The sequence below is a fragment of the Streptomyces sannanensis genome (assembly GCF_039536205.1).
Classification (GTDB): Bacteria; Actinomycetota; Actinomycetes; order Streptomycetales; family Streptomycetaceae; genus Streptomyces; species Streptomyces sannanensis.
In genome coordinates this window covers 424,435-448,615 of sequence record NZ_BAAAYL010000001.1, presented here as the reverse complement: position 1 = coordinate 448,615, position 24,181 = coordinate 424,435, and the positions used below count along the sequence as shown (strand labels likewise).

At 73.6% G+C, this 24,181-nt stretch carries 1 protein-coding gene; it reads left to right on the top strand.

What is annotated here, in order from left to right:
- Positions 1-46 precede the first annotated feature (46 nt).
- Positions 47-24,178 (top strand): non-ribosomal peptide synthase/polyketide synthase, encoded by a 24,132-nt coding sequence (locus ABD858_RS02025; RefSeq protein WP_345034098.1) that lies wholly within the window; start codon positions 47-49, stop codon positions 24,176-24,178.
- The last annotated feature ends 3 nt before the right edge of the window (positions 24,179-24,181 follow it).

The following is a 24,181-nucleotide window of genomic DNA, read 5'->3' as shown; positions in this document are numbered from 1 at the left end:
TGCGTGCCCCGCCACCACGCCTGCCCACACCTTCGGAGGTACCCCCATGTCCCGTCGCGATGGTGACGCCCTTCCCCTGACAGCGGCCCAGCGCGAGATCTGGCTCGCCGAGCAGCGCTCCCGGACGCCGATTCCCGGCTATCGCGTCGGCGAGTGCCTGGAGATCCACGGGCCGGTGGACCGGGAGCTGTTCGAGACCGCGCTGCGCCGGGTGGTCGACGAGGTCGACGCCCTGCACGTGACCTTCGTCGACGACGGGGAGGGCCCGCGCCAGGTCCTCCGGGAGAGCTGGGACTGGGCTCCGGCCCACCTCGACCTCAGCGGGGAGCCCGACCCCCGGGCGGCTGCCGTGGAATGGATGGAGCGGGACCTGCTGCGCCCGCTGGACCTCGCCCGTGACCCGCTGTTCGGCCACGCGCTGATCAAGGCGTCGCCGACGGAGTACCTCTGGTACCTGAACTACCACCACGTGGTGCTGGACGCGATCAGCAGCTCCATGCTCCGGCAGCGGGTCGGCGACGTGTACTCGGCACTGGCCGATGGCGGCGCCGTGCCGCCCTGCCCGTTCGGCCCGCTGCGGGACCTGGTCGACAGCGACGCCGCCTACCGCGCCTCCACCGACTTCGCCGCCGACCGCGCCTACTGGACCGAGCGCTTCGCCGACCTGCCCGCCCCGACCCGGCTCACCGACACCTCCGCGACCGACCCGCACCGCGCCCTCCTGCTGGCCGAGGAGCGGGAACTGCGCCGCCCGGACGCCCTGCGGGCGGCGGCGGGACGGTCCGGCGTCCGGTGGTCCCGGCTGCTGGTCGCGGCGACGGCGCTCTACGCCCACCGGCTGACCGGCAACCAGGACGTGGTGCTCGCCCTGCCCGTCACCGCGCGTCGGGGCGCCGACCGCGACCTGACGGCGGTGCCGGGCACGATGTCCAACGTGGTGCCGCTGCGGCTGACGGTGCGGCCGGACATGCCGTGGCGCGAACTCGTCGCCCAGGCGGCGCGGGAGGTCGAGACGGCCGTCGCGCACGAGCGCTACCGCAGCGAGGACCTGCTGCGGGACCTCGGCGCCCCCGGCAGCATCGGGACGGCGTTCCCGCTGATCGTCAACATCATGGCCTTCAACTCCAGGCCGAGCTTCGCCGGGCACCCGGCCTCCGTGCACCACTTCGTGTCCGGGTCGACCACCGACCTCGCCGTCTGGGTCTTCGACTACCGGGACGGCAACCCGCCGCTGCTCCGGCTGCACGGCTCGCCGGAGGCGTACGGCCCCGACGACCTCGTCGGCCACCAGCAGCGGCTGCTCGCGCTGCTGGACACCCTCGCGGACTGCGACCAGGACGAGCCGGTGGGCCGGATCGAACTGCTCACCGCCGAGGAGCGTCGCGAGCTGGCGGTGCTCGGCGCCGGTCCGGTGGCGCAGGCCCCGGCCACGAGCCTGCCGGAGCTGTTCCGGGAGCACGTCCGGGCGATTCCGGACCTGGTCGCGCTGGTGTGCGGCGACGTCTCGCTGACGTACGCGGAACTGGACGTGCGGGCCAACCGGCTGGCGCACGCCCTGATCGCCTGGGGAGCGGGTCCGGAGCGGCGGGTGGCGGTGGCCCTGCCGCGCTCGGCGGAGCTGGTGGTGGCGATCCTCGCGGTGCTGAAGACCGGCGCGGCGTACGTGCCGGTCGACCCCGAGTACCCGGCCGCCCGGATCGCGTACCTGCTCGACGACGCCCGGCCGGCCCTGCTGGTCACGGACTCCCGCAGCGAGGGGCGGCTGCCCGAGGCCGGGCCCGTCGACCGGCTCGTGCTCGACGACCCGGAGACGGCCGCCCTGGTGACCGACTGCCCGGCGGCCGACCCGATGGTGGCCGTCGACCCGGGCCTCCCGGCGTACGTCATCTACACCTCCGGTTCCACCGGCAGGCCCAAAGGCGTGCTGCCGACCCACGGCGGCCTGCTCGACCTGCTCACCGACCTCCGGCAGGTGCACTTCGCGCCGGTGCTGAAGGAGCGGCAGCGGCTGCGGGTGGCACTGACCACCTCGGTGTCCTTCGACGCCTCCTGGAACCAGCTGCTCGCCCTGTTCGGGGGCCATGAACTGCACGTCCTGGAGCACGCGACCTGGACCGACCCCGACGCCTTCGTCGGTTACGCGGCGCGCTGCGGACTGGACTACCTCGAAGCCACCCCGTCCTACCTCCAAGTGCTCGTATCCCACGGGCTGCTGAGTGATCCGCAGCGGCGCCCGGCACTGGTCGCGGCGGGTGGCGAGGCCGTCCCGGAGCGGCTGTGGGAGCAGCTGCGGGCGGCGGAGGGCGTGTCCTGCCTCAACCTCTACGGACCGTCCGAATGCACCGTCAACTCGGTGGTCGCGCCGCTGGAGTCGAGCCCACGCCCGGTGATCGGCCGACCGGTCACCAACACCCGGCTGTACGTGCTCGACGGTGCCCTGCGGCCGCTGCCGACCGGTGCGGCGGGTGAGCTGTACATCGCGGGCGCGGGGCTGGCCCGCGGCTACCTGAACCGGCCGGGGCTGACCGCCGGGCGGTTCGTCGCGGACCCGTTCGGGCCGAGCGGTGGGCCCCTCCTGCCCGATGGCGGGCAAGGAGGGAGGATGTACCGCACCGGGGACCTGGCGCGCTGGGACGCGGCCGGGAACCTGGAGTTCCTCGGCCGCACCGACGACCAGGTCAAGATCCGCGGCTTCCGGGTCGAGCTCGGCGAGATCGAGGCCGTCCTCGCCGAGCACCCGCAGGTCGCCCGGGCCGCCGTGATGGTGCGCACCGAGGAGGAACCCCGGCTGGTCGCCTACGCGGTGCCCGAGCCCGGCGCCACCGTGTCCGGCACCGCCCTGCGCGACCACCTGCGGGACCGGTTGCCCCGGCAGATGGTGCCGGCCGCGTACGTGCTGCTGGACGCGCTGCCGCTGACCCCGAACGGCAAGCTCGACCGGCGGGCGCTCCCGGCGCCCGAGCGACAGCCCGCCGCGCCGGGCCGCGCACCGCGCACCGCGACCGAGCACCTGCTCGTCGGGCTGTTCGCCGAGGTGCTCGGGGTGGCCGAGCCAGGGCTGGACGACAGCTTCTTCGACCTCGGTGGGCACTCCCTGCTGGCCACCCGGCTGGTCGCCAGGGCCCGCTCGCTCCTCGGCGTGGAGCTGCGGCTCGGCGACCTGTTCGACGCGCCGACGGTCGCGGAACTGGCGGCGGCCGTGGATGTCGCGGGCCGGGCGCGTCCGGCGCTGGGGCGGCGCGAGCGGCCGGAGACCGTCCCGCTGTCCTTCGCGCAGCGACGGCTGTGGTTCCTGCACCGCATGGAGGGCCCGAGCGCCACCTACAACATCCCGCTGACCCTACGTCTGTCCGGGGGCCTGGACCGGCGGGCCCTGGAAGCCGCCCTGGCGGACGTGGTCGAGCGGCACGAGAGCCTGCGCACCGTCTTCCCGACGGTCGACGGCGTGCCGTGCCAGCGGGTGCTGGACCCGGAGGAGGTGCGGCCGCGGCTGCGGATGACCGAGCTCGGCGAACGCGAGCTGCCGCAGCGGCTGGCGCAGGCGGCCCGGTACGGCTTCGACCTCGCCGAGGAGCCGCCGCTGCACGCCGAACTCTTCCAGCTGGCGGCCGAGGAGCACGTGCTGCTGCTGGTGGTGCACCACATCGCCGGCGACGGCTGGTCGATGGGGCCGCTCTCGCGGGACCTCACAGCCGCCTACACGGCCCGCGCCGAGGGCGCGAAGCCGGAGTGGTCGCCGCTGCCGGTCCAGTACGCCGACTATGCCCTCTGGCAGCGCGAGCTGCTCGGCGACGGCTCGGACCAGGACAGCCTGCTGAACAGCCAACTCGCCTACTGGCACGAGCAATTGGCGGACCTGCCCGATCAGGTCGAGCTGCCGTTCGACCGGCCCCGGCCGTCCGCGATGTCCTACCGGGGCGCCCACCTGCCGGTGCGAATCGACGCCGAGCTGCACCAGGGCCTGCGGACGCTCGCCCGCGACGGCGGGGCCAGCCTCTTCATGGTGCTCCAGGCAGGGCTGGCCGCCCTGCTGGGCAAGCTGGGCGCGGGCACCGACGTACCCGTAGGCACGCCGATCGCCGGACGCACCGACGAGGCCGCGGACGAATTGGTCGGCTTCTTCGTCAACACCCTGGTGCTGCGCACCGACCTCTCCGGCGACCCGTCGTTCACCGAACTGCTGGGCAGGGTGCGGGCCGACGCGCTGGCCGCGTACGCGCACCAGGACGTGCCGTTCGAGCACTTGGTGGAGGCGTTGAACCCGGCCCGGTCGCTGGCGCACCACCCGCTGTTCCAGACCATGCTCGCCCTGCAGAACGCGCCGCTCGGCGCCTTCGACCTGCCAGGGCTGCGGGTGACGGCCGACCTGGTGCACACCGGGACGGCCAAGTGCGACCTGACCTTCATCCTGGCCGAACAGCCGGACACGGAGGGGCTGTCGGGCGTGGTGGAGTACAGCACCGACCTGTTCGACGAGGCCACCGTGACCGGGATCGTCGAGCGGTGGCTGCGGCTGCTGCGCGCCGTCGTCGCCGACCCCGGCCGGCGGATCGGCCAGGTGGACGTGCTGTCCGCCGACGAGCTCCGCGCGCTGCTCCCGGCGCGTACCGACCGGAGCGAGGGGCCGTCGGAGAGCAGCCTGACCGCGCTGTTCGAGCGGCAGGTACGGGCGAACCCGGCCGCCATCGCCCTTACGGACGGCGAAGTCACCCTGACATACGGAGAGTTGAACGCCCGCGCGAACCGGCTCGCGCACGCCCTGATCGACCGGGGGGTGGGACCGGAGCAGCGCGTGGCGCTGGCCCTGCCGCGCTCGACGGAGCAGGTCGTGGCGGTGCTCGCCGTGCTGAAGGCGGGCGGCGCCTACCTGCCGGTGGACCCGCAGTACCCGGCCGCCCGGATCGCCTACCTGCTCCAGGACGCCCGGCCCGCGCTCCTCGTGACCACGAGCCGGATCGGCGACCTGCCGGGCGCGGACCCGGTGGACCGGCTGCTGCTGGACGCCGACGACCTGGACGGGCTGCCGGACACGGACCCGGAGGTCCCCCTCGACCCGGGCCACGCCGCCTACGTCATCTACACCTCCGGCTCCACCGGCGATCCCAAGGGCGTGGTGGTCCCGCACCGGAACGTGGTGCGGCTGTTCGGCACCACGGAGAAGCTGTTCGGCTTCTCCGCCGAGGACGTCTGGACGCTCTTCCACTCCTACGCCTTCGACTTCTCGGTGTGGGAGCTGTGGGGTCCGCTGCTGCACGGCGGCCGTCTGGTGGTCGTGGACCACGAGACCAGCCGCTCGCCCGGCCGCTTCCTGGAGCTCCTCGCCCGCGAACGGGTGACCGTGCTCAACCAGACGCCGTCCGCGTTCTACCAGCTGATGCGGGCGGACGCGGAAGGCCCGGAGACCGGCCGCTCGCTCGCGCTGCGCACGGTGGTGTTCGGCGGTGAGGCGCTGGAGCACGCTCGGCTGGCGAACTGGTACGAGCGGCACCCGGACGACGCGCCGCGGCTGGTCAACATGTACGGCATCACCGAGACCACGGTGCACGTCACGTACGCGGCGCTCGACCGGGCCGGAACCGCCGGCGGCGAGATCGGCGTGGCCATTGCGGACCTGCGGACGTACGTGCTGGACGCCCACCTGCGGCCGGTGGCACCGGGCGTACCCGGCGAGCTGTACGTCGCGGGTGCAGGACTGGCGCGCGGCTACCTGAACCGGCCCGGCCTGACCGCCGGGCGCTTCGTGGCCGACCCGTTCGGACCGCAGGGATCGCGGATGTACCGCAGCGGCGACGTGGTGCGCCGCGCGGCGGACGGCAGCCTGCGCTACGTCGGCCGGGCCGACCAGCAGGTGAAGGTGCGCGGCTTCCGGATCGAGCTCGGCGAGATCGAGGCGGCGCTGGCCGCGCACCCCGGTGTCGCCCAGGTCGCCGTCCTGGCCCGGCAGGACCGGGCCGACGACACCCGGCTGGTCGCGTACCTGGTGCCGGCCGCGGGCGCCGCACCGAGTTCGGCCGACCTGCGTGGGCACCTGCGCGAGCGGTTGCCGGAGTACATGGTGCCGTCGGCGTTCGTCTTGCTGGACGCGCTCCCGTTGACCGCCAACGGCAAGCTGGACCACCGGGCCCTGCCCGCCCCCGACCTCGCCCCGGCGGCCACCGCCCGCGCGCCGCGCACCCCGCAGGAGCAGATCCTCTGCGAGCTGTTCGCCGAGGTCCTGGGCGTGGCGTCGGCCGGCGTCGAGGACGGCTTCTTCGACCTGGGCGGGCACTCGCTGCTGGCCACCCGCCTGGCCGCCCGGATCCGCGCGACGCTCGGCGTGGAAATGCCGCTGCGCACCCTGTTCGAGGCGCCGACCCCGGCCGGCCTGGCCGCCGCCCTGGTGGCGGCCGGACCGGCGCAGACCGCCCTGACACGGCGCGAGCGCCCCGAGGTGATCCCGCTGTCGTTCGCGCAGCGGCGGCTGTGGTTCCTGCACCAGCTGGAGGGCGCCAGCGCGAACTACCACATCTCGCTGGCCTGGCGGCTGTCCGGGGATCTGGACCGGCGGGCCCTGGAGTCCGCCGTGGCGGACGTGGTGGCCCGGCACGAGAGCCTGCGCACCGTCTTCCCGGCGGTCGACGGCGTGCCGTACCAGCAGGTGCTGGATGTCGAGGCAGCCCGCCCGCGGCTGCTCGTCAGCCGGACCACTGAGTCCGAGCTGCCGAACGTCATGGCGGAAGCGAAGGCCCGCAGGTTCGACCTGGCGGTCGATGTGCCACTGCGTGCCGGGCTGTTCGAGCTGGCGGCGGACGAGCACGTGTTCCAGGTGGTGCTCCACCACATCGCGGGTGACGGCTGGTCGCTGGGCCCGCTCGCACAGGGCCTGACCACCGCCTACGCGGCGCGCTGCCGCGGCGAGGAGCCGCAGTGGGAGGAACTGCCGGTCCAGTACGCCGACTACACCCTGTGGCAGCACGAGCTGCTCGGCGACGCGGCCGACGGGGACAGCCTGTTCGCCCGCCAGGCGGCCTACTGGACCCGGCAGCTGGCCGATCTGCCCGAGCAGCTCCAGCTGCCCGGCGACCGGCCCCGCCCGGTGGTCGCCTCGCACCGGGGCGGTTCCGTGCGTGCCGGGCTGGACGCCGAGCTGCACCGCGGGCTGCTCGAGCTCGCCCGCGCCCACGGCACCAGTCTGTTCATGGTGCTTCAGGCCGGGCTGGCGGTGCTGCTGAGCAAGCTCGGCGCGGGCGACGACATCCCGGTCGGCAGCCCGGTCGCGGGCCGTACCGACCAGGCGCAGGACGAGCTGGTCGGCTACTTCGTCAACACCCTGGTGTTCCGTACCGACACCTCGGGCGATCCGACGTTCGCCGAACTGCTGGGCCGGGTCCGGGAGACCGCGCTGGCCGGGTACGCGCACCAGGACCTGCCGTTCGAGTACCTGGTCGAGGCCCTCAACCCGGTCCGATCGCTGGCGCACCACCCGCTGTTCCAGGTCATGCTGGTGCTGCAGAACGCACCCCGGGCCGACTTCGCGCCGCCCGGGCTGCGCGTCGGCGACATGCCGTCGACGTCGACCACCGCCAAGCTCGACCTGATCTTCACCATGTCCGAGCGATACGCGCAGGACGGCACCCCGGAGGGGATCGACGGGTCCGTCGAGTACACCGGCGACCTGTACGACCCGGCCACCGTCGAGACGATGATCGAGCGGTGGGAGCGGCTGCTCCGCGCCGTGGTCGCCGACCCGCAGCGGCGGCTCAGCCGGTTCGGCCTGCTCACCGCCGAGGAGCACGGTGAGCTGACGGCGCTGGGTACCGGCCCGGCGGCCCAGGCCTTCACCGAGAGCCTGCCGGAGCTGTTCCGGGCTCAGGTCCGTGCGACTCCGGACGCCGTCGCGCTGGTGGGGCCGGAAGCATCGCTGACGTATGCGGAGTTGGACGCGCGGGCGAACCGGTTGGCGCATGCGCTGATCGCGCGGGGCGCGGGGCCGGAGCGGCTGGTGGCAGTGGCGCTGCCGAGGTCGGCCGAGCTGGTGGTGGTCATCCTCGCGGTGCTGAAGACCGGCGCCGCGTACCTCCCGGTCGATCCGGAGTACCCGGCCGCGCGGATCGCATACATGCTCGACGACGCCCGGCCGGTCCTGATGGCGACCGACTCCCGAACCCGGGGTCGGCTGCCGGACGGTCCGGCCGGGTGGCTGGTGGCCGACGACCCGGAGACGGCCGGGCTGGTGGCGGGTTGCCCGGCGACGGACCCTGCGGTGGCTGTCGATCCGGGCCATCCGGTCTACGTCATCTACACCTCCGGTTCCACCGGCAGGCCCAAGGGTGTGGTGGCGACGCACGGCGGCCTGTTCAACCTGTTCGCCAACCAGTGTCCGCTGATTTTCCGGACGGGAGAGCGGGTGCGGATGGGGCTGACCACGTCCGTGTCGTTCGACGGCTCCTGCGACCAGATGTTCGCCCTGTACGCCGGCCACGAGCTGCACGTCCTGGACGAGGCGACGTGGTCCGACCCTGACGCCTACCTGGAGTACGCCGCGAGGGTCGGGCTGGACACTGTCGGCGGCACCCCGTCCTACCTGCAAGTCCTCGTCGAACATGGCCTGTTGGACGACCCGCGGTGGCGTCCGTCGGTGGTCGGGCTGGGCGGGGAGGTCGTTCCGGAGCAGCTGTGGGAGCGGCTGCGGGCGGCCGAGGGGGTGTCCTGCCTGAACTACTACGGGCCGTCCGAGTGCACGGTGGACTCGACCTTCGCACCGCTGGAGTCGAGCCCGCGCCAGGTGATCGGCCGGCCGCTCGGCGGTGTCCGGCTGCATGTGCTCGACGCCGCGTTGCAGCCGGTGCCCGCGGGTGTGCCGGGTGAGCTGTACATCGCTGGTGCGGGGCTGGCGCGCGGCTACCTGAACCGGCCGGGCCTGACCGCGGGACGGTTTGTGGCGGACCCGTTCGGTCCCAGCGGTTCGCGGATGTACCGCACCGGTGACCTGGTGCGGTGGGGCGCATGGGGGTCCCCCCGGCCGGAGACTGGGGGAGGGAACCTGGAGTTCCTCGGCCGCATCGACGACCAGGTCAAGGTCCGGGGATTCCGGATCGAGCTCGGCGAGATCGAGGCGGCATTGGCGGAATTCCCGCAGGTCGCGCAGGCCGCCGTGACCGTCCGGCAGGACCGGGCGGGGGACACCCGCCTGGTCGCCTACCTGGTGCCCGCCACCGGGGCGGAGCTTCGGCCGGAGGACCTGCGGGCGCACCTGCGCGAGCGGCTGCCCGACTACATGGTGCCGGCCGCGTTCGTCTCCCTCGACGTCCTGCCGCTGAACGCCAGCGGCAAGCTGGACCGGCGCGCGCTGCCCGAGCCCGAGTACGCAGCGTCGCGGGTCGGCCGGGCCCCGCACACTCCTCAGGAACACGTGCTGGCCGGGTTGTTCGCCGAGGTGCTGGGTCTGCCTCAAGTCGGTGTCGACGACGACTTCTTCGACCTGGGCGGGCACTCCCTGCTGGCCACCCGGTTGGTGGCCCGGGTCCGTGCGGCCCTGGGCGTGGAACTGGCGCTGCGCACCCTGTTCCAGACCCCGACGGTGGCCGGGCTGGCCGCCGGGATGGGCGGCGCGGACCGGGCCCGGCTCGCCCTGGGGCGGGCGGAGCGGCCCATGGGGGCACCCCCGGCCGAAGGCTGGGGGATGGTGCCGCTGTCGTCCGCTCAGCGGAGGCTGTGGTTCCTGCGCCAGCTGGAGGGCGCCGGCTCGGTCTACAACATGCCGCTCGCGTGGCGGCTCTCGGGACCACTGGACCTGGCGGCCCTGGAGGCGGCGCTGGGCGACGTCGTCGACCGGCACGAAACCCTGCGCACGATCTTCCCGGCCGCGGACGGAGTGCCCCACCAGCAGGTGCTGGCCACCGCAGAGGCACGCCCGAGGCTGTCGGTCACCACGGCCGACGAGACGGACCTGCCGGAACTGCTGACGGGGGCCGCAGTGCGCGGATTCGACCTCGCAGCCGAACCGCCGCTGCGTGCCCAGGTGTTCGAGGTTTCGGCGGACGAGCACGTCCTGCTCCTGGTGATGCACCACATCGCCGGTGACGGCTGGTCGCTCGGCCCGCTGGCCGCCGACCTGGCCACCGCGTACGCGGCACGCCGCCAGGGCGCGGAGCCGCAGTGGGCGCCACCGCCCGTGCAGTACGCCGACTACACCCTGTGGCAGCACGAGCTGCTCGGCGATCCGGCCGACCAGGACAGCCTGTTCGCCCGCCAGCAGGCCTACTGGACGGAGCAGTTGGCAAACCTGCCGGAGCAGATCCGGCTTCCCGCCGACCGCCCTCGCCCCGCGACCCCCTCCTGCTCCGGCGGCCACCTCGCGATCGAACTGGACGCCGAACTGCACGCCGGGCTGGTCCGGCTGGGCCGGGAGCACGGCGCCAGCGTGTACATGGTGTTGCAGGCCGCCCTGGCATCACTGCTGGACAAGCTCGGCGCGGGTACGGACATCCCGGTCGGCAGCCTGATCGCGGGCCGGACCGACGAGGCCCTGGACGACCTCGTCGGATTCTTCGTCAACACCCTGGTGCTCCGCACGGACACCGGTGGCGACCCGACCTTCGCCGAGCTGCTGGGCCGGGTCCGCGAGGGCGCGCTGGCCGCGTACGCACACCAGGACCTGCCGTTCGAGCACGTCGTCGAGGCCCTCAACCCGTCCCGGTCGCTCGCCCGTCAGCCGCTGTTCCAGGTGCTGCTCGCGCTGCAGAACGTGCCCCGCACCGAGTTCACGCTGAGTGGTCTGGCTGCCGAGATCGTCCTGGTGCGGACGCCGACGGCGATGTTCGACCTCGGCTTCCACCTGCTGGAGCGCGGCGGCACCGGCGGGCCGGCCGAGGGCATCGTCGGGCGGGTCGAGTACAGCACCGACCTCTTCGACCCCGCCACGGTGGAGGCCCTGGTCGCCCGGTGGCTGCGTCTGCTGGCGTCGGTGGTCGCCGAGCCGGACCGGCCGCTGAGCCGGATCGACGTCCTCACCGCCGAGGAGCGGCACGAGCTGCTGGTCGCGCGCAACGACACCGCCTGCCCGGCTCCTGATGCCGGCCTGCCCGCTCTGTTCGAGGCGCAGGTCCGGGCGACCCCGCAGGCTTCGGCGGTGGTGTTCGAGGACACCGTGCTGACCTACCGGGAGTTGAACCGCAGGGCCAACCGCCTGGCGCACGCGCTGATCGCGCGCGGGGTGGGGCCGGAGCAGGTCGTCGCCCTGCGGCTGCCGAGGTCGACCGAGCTGGTGGTCGCCGTCCTCGCGGTACTCAAGACGGGCGCGGCCTATCTCCCGGTCGACCCGGACTACCCGGCGGCCCGTATCGCGTACATGCTCCAGGACGCGCGGCCGACCGTGGTGCTCGACGACCTCGCGGCGGTCACACCGGACGGGGACCTGCCGGAGCACGATCCGGCCGTCGCCGTGGACACGCGCCACCCGGCCTACGTCATCTACACCTCGGGCTCCACCGGCAGGCCCAAGGCCGTGGTGATGCCCGCCGTCGGGCTGCTGAACCTGCTGGCGTGGCACCACAGGTCCGTCGGTGGCGAACCCGGCACGCGTACCGCGCAGTTCACTGCGATCAGCTTCGACGTCTCGGTGCAGGAGACGCTCTCCGCGCTGCTGTACGGCAAGACCCTCGTGGTGCCGACCGAGGAGCAGCGCCGCAGCGCCGAGCTGTTCGCCCGCTGGCTGGACCGGCACGGGGTCGAGGAGCTGTTCGCGCCCAACCTGGTGGTCGAGGCGCTGGCCGAGGCCGCCGAGGAGGCCGGGCTGGAACTGCCCGGCCTGCGGCTGGTCGCCCAGGCCGGTGAGGCGATGCGCCTCGGCGGTGCCGTACGCCGCTTCCAGGCCCGCCGGCCGGGCCGGGTGCTGCACAACCACTACGGGCCCGCCGAGACCCATGTGATCACCGCCTACCTGCTGCCGGCCGACCCCGCCGACTGCCCGCTGCCGGTACCGATCGGGCGGCCGATCGCCAACTGTCAGGCATACGTGCTGGATTCGGCGCTGCGACCGGTCGCTCCCGGCGTGCTGGGTGAGCTGTACCTCGCCGGGGCGGGACTCGCCCGCGGCTATCTGAACCGGCCCGGGCTCACCGCCACGCGGTTCGTCGCCAACCCGTACGGTCCGGCCGGCGCGCTGATGTACCGCACCGGTGACCTGGTCCGCTGGCGCGCCGACGGCGAGCTGGAGTTCGCGGGCCGGGTGGACCACCAGGTGAAGGTCCGCGGGTTCCGGGTCGAGCCGGGTGAGATCGAGGCCGAGCTGGCCGCGCACCCGGGTGTCGCCCAGGTCGCGGTGCTCGCCCGGAAGGACCGGATCGTCGCGTACGTCGTCCCCCTGGCCGGGACCGGGGCGACCGCGGCGGCGCTGGCGGCGTACCTGCGCGACCGGGTGCCGGACCACCTGGTGCCGTCCGCGTTCGTGCTGCTCGACGCGCTGCCGCTGACGCCGAACGGCAAGCTGGACCGGGCGGCGCTGCCCGCGCCCGAGCCGGGCACGACCGCCGGCGGCCGGGCGCCGCGCACGCCGCAGGAGCAGATCCTGTGCGAGTTGTTCGCCGAGGTGCTGGGCGTGCCGCGGGTCGGGGTCGACGACGGCTTCTTCGACCTGGGCGGGCACTCTCTGCTGGCCACTCGCCTGGTCTCGCGGGTCCGGGCGACCCTCGGGGTCGAGCTGGAACTGCGCAGCCTGTTCCGGGCGCCGACACCCGCCGGGCTCGCGGCCGGGCTGCATGATGCCGGCACCGCGCGGCAGGCCCTGGTACCCCAGCCCCGCCGCGAACCGATGCCGCTGTCGTTCGCCCAGCGCCGGCTCTGGTTCCTCCAGCAGTTCGGGGCGCCGAGTGCCACTTACCACATGCCGCTCGCCCTGCGGCTGTCCGGCGACCTCGACCGGGCCGCGCTGAGCGCCGCGCTCGCGGACGTGGTGGCCCGGCACGAGACCCTGCGCACGGTCTTCCCGCACACCGCCGGAGTCCCGTACCAGCGGGTGCTGGACACCACCGAGGTCGCCGTCCCGCTGACCGTACGCGCGGCCGCCGGCGAGGCGGAGCTGCCCACCCTGCTGCGCGAGGCGGCGGTACGGGCGTTCGACCTGACCTCGGAAGTACCACTGCGGGCGGAGCTGTTCGCGCTCGCGCCGGACGAGCACGTGCTGCTGCTGGTCATGCACCACATCGTCGGGGACGGCTGGTCCATGGGCCCGCTCGCCCGTGACCTCGCCGCGGCCTACACCACCCGGCAGGGTGGCGGGGCTCCGGCATGGCCGCCGTTGCCGGTGACGTACGGCGACTACACCCTGTGGCAGCACGAGATCCTCGGCGACGAGCACGACGCGGACAGCGTGTTCGCCCGCCAGGTCACCTACTGGACGGAGGCGCTGGCCGGGCTGCCCGAGCAGCTGCAGCTGCCTGCCGACCGGCCGCGCCCAGCCACCATGTCGTACGGCGGCGACCTGCTGGAACTCCGGATCGACGCCGAACTGCACGCGGCGCTGGTGGAGTTGGCCCGAAGGTCGGGTGCGACCCTGTTCATGGTGCTGCAGGCGGCGTTGGCGGCGCTGTACACGCGGCTGGGTGCGGGCACGGACATCGCGATCGGGAGTCCGATCGCGGGGCGTACCGACGAGGCGCTGGACGATCTGGTCGGGTTCTTCATCAACACGCTGGTGCTGCGTACCGACACGAGCGGTGATCCGAGTTTCGCCGAGCTGCTGGGGCGGGTGCGGGAGACGGCGCTGTCGGCGTACGCGCACCAGGACGTGCCGTTCGAGCACCTGGTGGAGGCGCTGAACCCGTCCCGCTCACTGTCCCACCACCCGCTGTTCCAGACCGGGCTGGTCGTGCAGAACGCGCCGGGTGGTGACTTCGAGCTGCCGGGTCTCCAGGTCTCCGGGGTGACCGTGCTCACCGGGACCGCGCGGCTCGACCTGACCTTCGGGTTCGCGGAGGAGCACGGGCCCGACGGCGCGCCGGCCGGGCTCAGCGGTGCGGTCGAGTACAGCACCGACCTGTTCGACCGCCCGACGGTCGAGGCCCTGGTCGCCCGGTGGACCAGGCTGCTGGCCGCGGTCGCCGCCGCGCCCGACCAGCCGATCGGCGGGATCGACCTGCTGTCGGCCGAGGAGCGCCGCGAGCTGCTGCCCGCCGTCGAGGGCGGGGCGGCCGGGGTGAGCCTGCCGGAGCTGTTCGCGACGCAGGTGACGGCAACACCGGACGCGGTCGCGCTCGTCTGCGGTGATGTCGAGGTGACGTACCGTCAACTCGACGCTCGGGCGAACCGGTTCGCGCACGCGCTGATCGCCCGGGGCGTCAGTCCGGAGCAGGTCGTGGCGGTGGCGTTGCCGCGGTCGGTGGAGTCGGTAGTGGCGGTCCTGGGTGTGCTGAAGGCCGGGGCCGCGTACCTGCCGGTGGATCCGGCGTACCCGGCGGCACGGATCGCGTTCATGCTGGACGACGCGCAGCCGGCCGTGGTGGTCGACGATCCGGCACTGGTGGCCGAGGCTTCCGGCCGGCCGGAGAACGATCCGGGTGTCGTGGTGGATGCCCGGCACCCGGCATACGTGATCTACACATCGGGCTCGACGGGCCGGCCCAAGGGCGTCGTGGTGAGCCACGCCGGCGTGTCGGGTTTGGTGGCGGCGCAGGTCGACCGGCTCGGCGTGGCGCCGGGCAGCCGGGTTCTCCAGTTCGCCTCGCCCAGCTTCGACGCGTCCTTCTGGGACCTGTGCAGTGCCGTGCTCACCGGCGCCGCCCTCGTCCTGGCCCCGTCCGAGGCCCCGCTGGAGGCCCTGACGGACCGCCGGCTCGACGTCACCCATGTGACCCTTCCCCCCTCGGCCCTGGCCGCGGTGGAGAGCACCGACCTCACGGCCACCACCCTGGTGGTGGCGGGTGAGGCCTGCGCGCCCGAGCTGGTGGCCCGGTGGGCAACGGGCCGGCGGATGATCAACGCGTACGGTCCGACGGAGACGACGGTGTGCGCGACCATGAGCGACCCGCTGTCCCCGGGGTCCGGCGTACCGCCGATCGGCCGGCCGGTCGCGAGCTTCCGGGTGTACGTCCTCGACGAGCGGCTGCGCATCGTGCCGCCGGGGGTGGCGGGGGAGTTGTACGTCGCCGGCCCCGGTCTGGCGCGCGGGTACCTCAACCGGCCCGGGCTGACGGCCGGGCGGTTCGTCGCCTGCCCGTTCGGCCCGGCGGGTGCGCGGATGTACCGCACCGGGGACGTGGTGCGCCGCCGGACCGACGGCGAGCTGGAGTACGTCGGCCGTGCCGACGACCAGGTGAAGGTGCGCGGCTTCCGCGTCGAACCCGGCGAGGTCGAGGCGGCGCTGGCCGAGCACCCCGCCGTCGCCCAGGCCGCCGTGCTCGCCCGGGACGACCGGCTCATCGGCTACGTCGCGGCCCGTCCCGATGTGGCCTCCCCCAGCCTCCGGCCGGGGGGACCCCCAAGCCCTGCGGAGCTGGCGGCGTACCTGCGTGACCGGCTGCCCGACTACCTGGTACCGGCCGTCTTCGTGGTGCTGGACGTGCTGCCGCTGACGCCGAGCGGGAAGCTGGACCGGGCGGCACTGCCCGTTCCCGACCTCGGCTCGGCCGAGGCCGGCCGGGCGCCGCGCACCCCGCAGGAGCAGATCCTGTGCGAGTTGTTCGCCGAGGTGCTGGGCGTGCCGCGGGTCGGGGTCGACGACGGCTTCTTCGACTTGGGCGGGCACTCCCTGCTCGCCACCCGGCTGGCCGCGCGGGTGCGCTCGGTGCTCGGTGTGGAGCTGGGGCTGCGCGCGCTGTTCCTGGCGCCCACCGTGGCGGGCCTGGCCGAGGCGCTGGCCGGTGCCGGCCGCGTACGCCCGGCGTTGACCACGCACGAGCGGCCGGAGGCGGTGCCGCTGTCCTTCGCCCAGCGTCGGCTCTGGTTCCTGCACCGCATGGACAATGCCGCCGCGACCTACCACATCCCGCTGGCGCTCCAGCTGACCGGAACACTCGACCGGGCGGCGCTGGACGAGGCGCTGGCCGACGTGGTGGCCCGGCACGAGAGCCTGCGGACGGTCTTCCCGGAGGTCGACGGCGTACCCTGCCAGCTCATCCTGGACCCGGCCGAGGCCCGGCCCCGGGCGCGGCTGACCGAGGTGTCGGAGGCCGAACTGTTCGAGCGGCTCGCCGAGTTCGCCCGGCAGCCCTTCGACCTGGCGGCGCAGCCGCCGCTGCGGGCAGAGCTGTTCGCACTCGCACCGGACGAGCACGTGCTGCTGCTGGTGATGCACCACATCGCCGGTGACGGCTGGTCCACCGGCCCGCTGGCCCGCGACCTGGCCGAGGCGTACGCCGCCCGGTGCGAGGACCGCGCGCCGCACTGGCCGGCCCTGCCGGTGCAATACGCCGACTACACGCTGTGGCAGCGCGACCTGCTCGGCGACACCGCCGACCCGGAGAGCCGGTTCGCCGAACAGCTCGACTACTGGAAGCGTCAGCTGTCCGACCTTCCGGAGCTGCTCCAGCTGCCCGCCGACCGGCCGAGGCCGGCTGTCGCCGGCTGGCGCGGGGACCACGTCGGCCTGGAGCTGAGCCCCGAACTGCACGCGGCCCTGGTGGAGTTGGCTCGAAGGTCGGGCGCGAGCCTGTTCATGGTGCTGCAGGCCGCGTTGGCGGCGCTGTACACGCGGCTGGGTGCGGGCACGGACATCCCGATCGGAAGTCCGATCGCGGGACGTACCGACGAGGCGCTGGACGATCTGGTCGGGTTCTTCGTGAACACGCTGGTGCTGCGCACCGACACGAGCGGTGATCCGACATTCGCCGAGCTGCTGGACCGGGTCCGGGAGACGGCGCTGTCGGCGTACGCCCACCAGGACGTGCCGTTCGAGCACCTGGTGGAGGTGCTGAACCCGTCCCGCTCGCTGTCGCACCACCCGCTGTTCCAGACCATCCTGGCCGTGCAGAACGCTCCGATGGGCCGGTTCTCCCTGCCCGGCCTGGACGTCGCCACCTACGCGGTGGCCACCGGGACCGCCAAGTTCGACCTCGGTGTGAGCCTCGTCGAACAGTTCGGTCCGGACGGCAGCCCGGCGGGGATCGTCGGCGCGGTGGAGTACGCCACCGACCTGTTCGACCGCTCGACGGTCGCAGCGCTCGCCAGGCGCTGGACGCGCCTCCTGGAGGCGGTCACCGCCGACCCGGACCGGTCGATCGGACGGATCGAGCTCCTCGACGCCGACGAGCGGCACCGTTTGCTGGAGCGGGGCAACGCGACCGCCCGGGAGGTGGATGCCGTCCCGGTGCCGCAGGCGTTCGCGGCGCAGGTGGCGGCGACACCGGACGCGGTCGCGCTGGTGTGTGGCGATGCCGAGTTGACGTATCGGCAGCTGAATGCACGGGCGAACCGGTTCGCGCATGCACTGATCGCCCGGGGCGTCGGCCCGGAGCAGACCGTGGCCGTGGCCCTGCCGCGCTCGGTGGAGTCCGTGGTGGCCGTCCTGGGCGTGTTGAAGGCCGGGGCCGCGTACCTGCCCGTGGATCCGGCGTACCCGCAGGCGCGGATCGCGTACATGATGGCGGACGCCCGGCCGGCACTGATGGTCGACGACCCGGCGCTGGTGACCGAGGTGTCCGCATGGCCGGAGACCGACCCCGTGGTCGCGCTCGACGTCCGGCATCCGGCCTACGTGATCTACACCTCGGGCTCGACCGGCCGCCCCAAGGGCGTCGTGGTCGGCCACGGCGGCGTCGCGAGCTTGGTCGCCGGACAGATCGAGCGCTTCGCGATCGAACCCGGCAGCCGGGTGCTCCAGTTCGCCTCGCCCAGCTTCGACGCCTCGGTGTCGGAGATCTACACCGCCCTGCTGCGCGGCGCGGCCCTGGTGCTGCCCCCGACGGCGGACCCGGTTGCCGCGCTGACCGACCGCGACCTCGCGGTCACCCACGTGACCGTGCCCCCGTCAGTCCTCGCCGCCGTGCCGGACGGCTCGGTGCATGTGTCGACACTGGTGGTGGCGGGTGAGGCGTGCCCGCCGGAGCTGGTGGACCGCTGGGCGTCCGGGCGCCGGATGGTCAACGCGTACGGTCCGACCGAGACCACGGTGTGCGCGACGATGAGCGACCCGCTGTCCCCGGGGGCGGGCGTGCCGCCGATCGGCCGTCCGATCGCCAATGCCCGGGTGTACGTGCTGGACGAGCGGCTGCGGCCGGTGCCGGCGGGTGTGGCTGGGGAGCTGTACGTCGCGGGCGCGGGGCTGGCGCGCGGCTACCTGAACCGGCCGGGCCTGACGGCCGGACGGTTCGTCGCCTGCCCGTTCGGGGCCGGTGAGCGCATGTACCGCACCGGAGACCTGGTGCGCTGGCTGGGCTGGGGGCACCCCCGGCCGGAGGCTGGGGGAGGCCAGCTGGAGTATGTCGGCCGTGCCGACGACCAGGTGAAGGTGCGCGGCTTCCGGGTCGAGCCCGGCGAGGTCGAGGCGGCCCTGGCCGAGCACCCCGCCGTCGCCCGGGCCGCCGTCCTCGCCCAGGACGACCGGCTCGTCGGCTATGTCGTGCCGCACCAGGACGAGGCCCGGGACAGTGGCCTGGAAGCGGATCACGTGGGCGAGTGGCAGGACATCTACGACGCCCTGCCCATCACCCCTGAGGAAGCCGACTTCGGCCAGAACTTCGTCGGCTGGAACAGCAGCTACGACGCGAGTCCGATCCCTGTCGAGCAGATGCGGGAATGGCGGGACGCCACCGTGACCCGCATCCTGGCCCTGCGCCCCCGGCGGGTGCTGGAGGTCGGCGTCGGCACCGGATTGCTGCTCTCGCAGATCGCACCGCACTGCGAGACCTATTGGGCGACGGACTTCTCCGCCACGGCGGTCGACGCGCTGACCGCGCAGGTCGCCCGGCAGGACGACCTGGCCGAGCGTGTGGTGCTGCAGACCCGCCCGGCGCACGACACCGACGGCCTGCCGGCCGGGCGGTTCGACACCATCGTGATCAACTCGGTGGTGCAGTACTTCCCGTCCGCCGACTACCTCGCTGACGTGATCGGGAAGCTGATGCGGCTGCTCGCCCCCGGCGGCACGCTCTTCGTCGGCGACGTCCGCAACCTGCGGCTGCTGCGCCCGCTGGCCACCGCGGTCCAACTGCACCGCACCGATGCCGACGGCGACCTCGCAGCGGTGCGCCGCGCGGTGGAGCAGGCCGTCAGAGTGGAGAAGGAACTCCTGATCGACCCGGACTTCTTCACCGTCCTGCGGGAGCACGGCACGGACATCGGCGCGGTGGCCGTGGAGGTCAAGCGCGGCCGCCACCACAACGAACTGACCCGCTACCGCTACGACGTGACGTTGCACAAGGCCCCCGTTGTTCCGGCGGCCCCGGGCCAGACGGTCGAGCTGGAGTGGGGACGCCGGCTCGCGGGACCGGCCGAGCTGCGCGAACTCCTCGCCCAGCCGCCCGCTGACGTGCTGCGGATCACCGGAGTGCCGAACCGTCGGGTGCTGCGCGAGGCCGCCCTTTCCCGGGCGGTGCAGAACGGCGACGGCTCGCTTGCCGAGCTGCTGGAGCGGCTGCACGGCCCGGAAGAGAGCGAACTCCCGGACCCGGAGGATTTCCGGGCCATCGGGCTGGAGTTCGACCGCTGGGTGGGCGTCACCTGGTCGGCTACCGTGGCCGACGCCTTGGACGTCGTCTTCGCCGACCCGTGGGCGCATCACGGCTCCCCGGTCGAGCCGTACCGGTCGGCCCGGACCACCAGCAGGCCGCTGTCGTCGCTGACCAACCGCCCGACCGGCAGCCGGGACACCGGCGCCCTCATCGGCGAACTCCGCGAATGGCTGCGCGGGCGACTGCCCGACTACCTGATCCCGTCGGCGTTCGTGGCGCTGGAGACCTTGCCGCTGACGGCCAGCGGCAAGCTCGACCGCCGCGCGCTGCCCGCGCCCGACCTGGGCCCGGCCGGAGCCGGGCGGGCGCCGCGCACCCCGCAGGAACAGCTCCTCGCCGAGCTGTTCGCCGAGGTGCTCGGCCTGGCCCAGGTCGGCGTCGAGGACAGCTTCTTCGACCTGGGCGGACACTCACTGCTGGCGACCCGCCTGGCCTCCCGCGTCCGGGCGACCCTCGGCGCGGAGCTCGAAGTCCGGACGCTGTTCGAGACGCCGACCGTGGCCGGACTGGCGGCCCGCCTCGACGGCTCCGGCACGGCGCGGCCCACGCTGACCGCCCGGCCGCGACCCATGGGGGCACCCCCGGCCGAAGGCTGGGGGAGCGTGGAGCTGTCCTTCGCCCAACGCCGCCTGTGGTTCCTGCACCGGATGGACGGGCCGAGCGCCACCTACAACATGCCGCTCGCGCTGAGCCTGACCGGCGAACTCGACCGCCCGGCCCTGCACGCCGCGCTCGCGGACGTGATCGCCCGGCACGAGAGCCTGCGGACGGTCTTCCGCGAGACGGACGGTGTGCCGTACCAGGTCGTGCTGAGCGCTTCACAGGCGCACCCGGAGCTGCCGGTGGTCGAGCTCGACGAGAGCCGGCTGGCCGAGCGGCTGGCGCAGACGGCCCGGCGAGGCTTCGACCTGGCGGCGGAGCCGCCGGTCCGGGCGGAGCTGTACGCGCTCGCGCCCGACCGGCACGTGCTGCTGGTCGTGGTCCACCACATCGCCGCCGACGGCTGGTCGATGGGGCCGCTCTCCGGCGACCTCGCGGCCGCCTACACGGCGCGCTGCCGTGGCGAGGAGCCGCAGTGGGCCCCGCTGCCGGTGCAGTACGCCGACTACACCTGCTGGCAACGCGACCTGCTCGGCGACACCGCCGACCCGGACAGCCTGTTCGCCCGGCAACTGGCCTACTGGAAGGACGAGCTGGCGGACATTCCGCAGCAGGTGCAGCTCCCCGCCGACCGGCCCCGGCCGCCGGTGGCCTCTCAGCTGGGCAGCCGGGTCGTGGTCCGGCTGGACCCCGAACTGCACCAGGCACTGCGGGACCTGGCCGCCGCGCGCGGCGCCAGCATGTTCATGGTGCTCCAGGCCGGCCTCGCCGCGCTGCTCACCCGGCTCGGTGCCGGTACGGACATCCCGATCGGCAGCCCGATCGCCGGCCGTACCGACCAGGCGCTGGACGACCTCGTCGGCTTCTTCGTCAACACTCTGGTGCTGCGCACCGACACGAGTGGCGACCCCGGCTTCGCCGAACTGCTCGACCGGGTGCGGCAGAAGGCGCTCGCCGCCTACGACCACCAGGACGTGCCGTTCGAGTACCTGGTCGAGGTGGTCAATCCGGCCCGTTCGCTGTCGCACCACCCGCTGTTCCAGATCATGCTGGCCCTGCAGAACGCGCCGGTGGGCGAGTTCGCGCTGCCGGGCCTGTCGACCGGCCACCTGGAGGCGTCGACCGGGACCTCGCGGGTCGACCTGACGTTCAGCCTGGCCGAGCAGTTCCGCCCGGACGGCGGCCCCGACGGCCTGGTCGGCGCGGTGGAGTACGCCACCGACCTGTTCGAACCGGCCACCGTGGAGCTGTTGTTCGAGCGCTGGGCACGGCTGCTGCGCGCGGCAGTCACCGACCCCGGCCGGCCGATCAGCCGGATCGACATCATGTGCAGCGAGGAACGCCGCCGGCTGCTGTCCGAGTCCACCGGCGCCGCGGTCGAGCTGCCCGAGGCCGCGCTGCCGGAGCTGTTCGCGCGCCAGGTGCGCGCCACCCCGGACGCGGTGGCCGTCGTGGCGGGCGCCACCGAGCTGACCTACCGGGAACTCGACCTGCGGTCCAACCGCCTCGCACGGGCACTGATCCGTCAGGGCGTACGACCGGAGACACCGGTCGCGGTGCTGCTGGACCGCTCGGCGGACCTCGTCGTGGCGCTCCTGGCGATCATCAAGGCGGGCGGCGCCTACGCGCCCCTCGACTCGCGCTTCCCGCAGTCCCGGATCGACCTGATCCTCCAGGAGGCCGGGGCCGCGCTGGTGCTCACCGAGGACGTGCTGACCGCGTTGATCGAGGGCGAGCCCGACTCGTCCGACATCGAAGTACGCTGCGATCAGCGGCAGTTGGCTTACGTGATGTACACCTCCGGCTCGACCGGCCGGCCGAAGGGCGTGGCCGTCACCCACCGCGATGTGGTGGGCCTCGCGCTCACCCCGGAGTACCACGGCGGCGGACACGAGCGGGTGCTGATGCACTCCCCGACCGCCTTCGACCTCTCGACCTACGAGCTGTGGGTGCCGCTGCTGAGCGGTGGCCGGGTCGTGGTCGCACCGCCCGAGCGGCTCGACCTCGACCTGCTGCAGCACACGATCAGCACGCACGGGGTGACCGGACTGTGGCTGACGGCCGGCCTGTTCCGCCTGGTCGCCGAGGAGCGGCCGGCCCTGCTCGCGGGGGTGCGCGAGGTGTGGACCGGCGGTGACGTGGTCTCCCCGGCCGCCGTCGCCCGGGTGCTGGAAGTCTGCCCGGGCATCGAGGTGGTCAACGGCTACGGGCCCACCGAGGCCACGACCCTGGCCACCTGCCACCCGGTGCACAGCCTCCCCGAGAACGCCGCGACCGTGCCGATCGGCGGACCGATGGCGAACATGCGTGCCTACGTCCTCGACGACCGCCTGCGGCCGGTGCCCACGGGCCTGGTCGGCGAGCTGTACCTCGCGGGGACGGGCGTGGCCCGCGGCTACCTCGGCCGACCCGGTCTGACGGCGGAGCGCTTCACCGCCGACCCGTACGGGCCGCCCGGGAGCCGGATGTACCGCACCGGCGACCTGGCGTGGTGGCCGGCATGGGGGCACCCCCGGCCGGAGGCTGGGGGAGGCACACTGGAGTTCGCCGGACGGACCGACCATCAGGTCAAGCTCCGCGGCCTGCGGATCGAGCCCGGCGAGATCGAGGCGATCCTCGCGAGCTGCCCGGGCGTCGCCCAGGCGGCCGTCGTCGCCCGCGAGGACCGGCCCGGCGACAAGCGGCTCGTCGCCTACCTGGTGCCCGGCCCCGAGGGCACGCCCGAGGCGGGCGAGCTCTCCGGGCGACTGCGCCGTGAACTGCCCGATTACATGGTGCCGTCGGCGTTCGTCACCCTGGACACGCTGCCGTTGACCGCCAACGGCAAGCTGGACCGGGCCGCCCTGCCCGCCCCCGAGTACGGGGCGCAGGGCACCGGACGCGGCCCCCGGACGCCGCGGGAGCAGCTGCTGTGCGGCCTCTTCGCCGAGGTCCTCGGCCGGGAACAGGTGCACATCGACGACAACTTCTTCGATCTGGGCGGGCACTCGCTGCTGGCCGCCCGCCTGGCCTCCCGCGTCCGCGAGACCCTCGGCCTGGAGCTGGGCCTGCGCATGCTGTTCGAGGCGCCGACCGTGGCCGGTCTCACCGAGCGCCTGGTCATGGACGACCCCGACGACGCGTTGGACGTGGTGCTGCCGCTGCGTTCGACCGGGACCAGCACGCCGCTGTTCTGCATCCACCCCGGCGGCGGCATCAGCTGGTCGTACAGCGGGCTCCTGAACCACATCGGTCCCCAGCACCCGGTCTACGCGATCCAGGCACGCGGCCTCGGCCGCCCCGAACCCCTGCCGACGTCCTTCGAGGAGATGGCGGCCGACTACGCCGACCAGATCCGCAAGATCCAGCCCGAGGGCCCGTACCTGCTGCTGGGCTGGTCCGCCGGCGGGCTGATCGCCCACGCGCTCGCCTGCGAGCTCCAGGCGCGCGGCGAGCGGACCGCGCTGCTGGCCGTCCTCGACGCCTACCCGGTGAAGGACGTGCAGTTCGAGGAGATGCCCGTGCCCACCGAGCGGGACGTGCTCGTCGGTGTGCTCGACGTCGACCCGGACGAGCTGGGCGACCGGGAGCTGACCTACAGCGAGGTCGCCGAGGTCCTGAACCGGCGGGGCAGCGCGCTGCAGGGCCTGACGGAGCAGCAGATCGAGGTCATCGTCCACATCATGATCAACAACGCGAAGCTGGCGGTCGACTTCGTCCCCGCCGGGTTCGACGGCGACCTGCTGCTGTTCAACTCGACGATCGACCGCGGCGGGGACGACGCCGGGCCCGCGACCTGGCGTCCGTACATCGCGGGCCGGATCGAATCACACGAGATCACCACCCGGCACAACCGGATGACCGAAGCCGGCTCGCTGGCCCAGATCGGACCGATCCTGGCCGCCCGCCTCGCCGAGGCCACCGGTGACACCACCCTTTCCCACCAGGAGGACTGACCC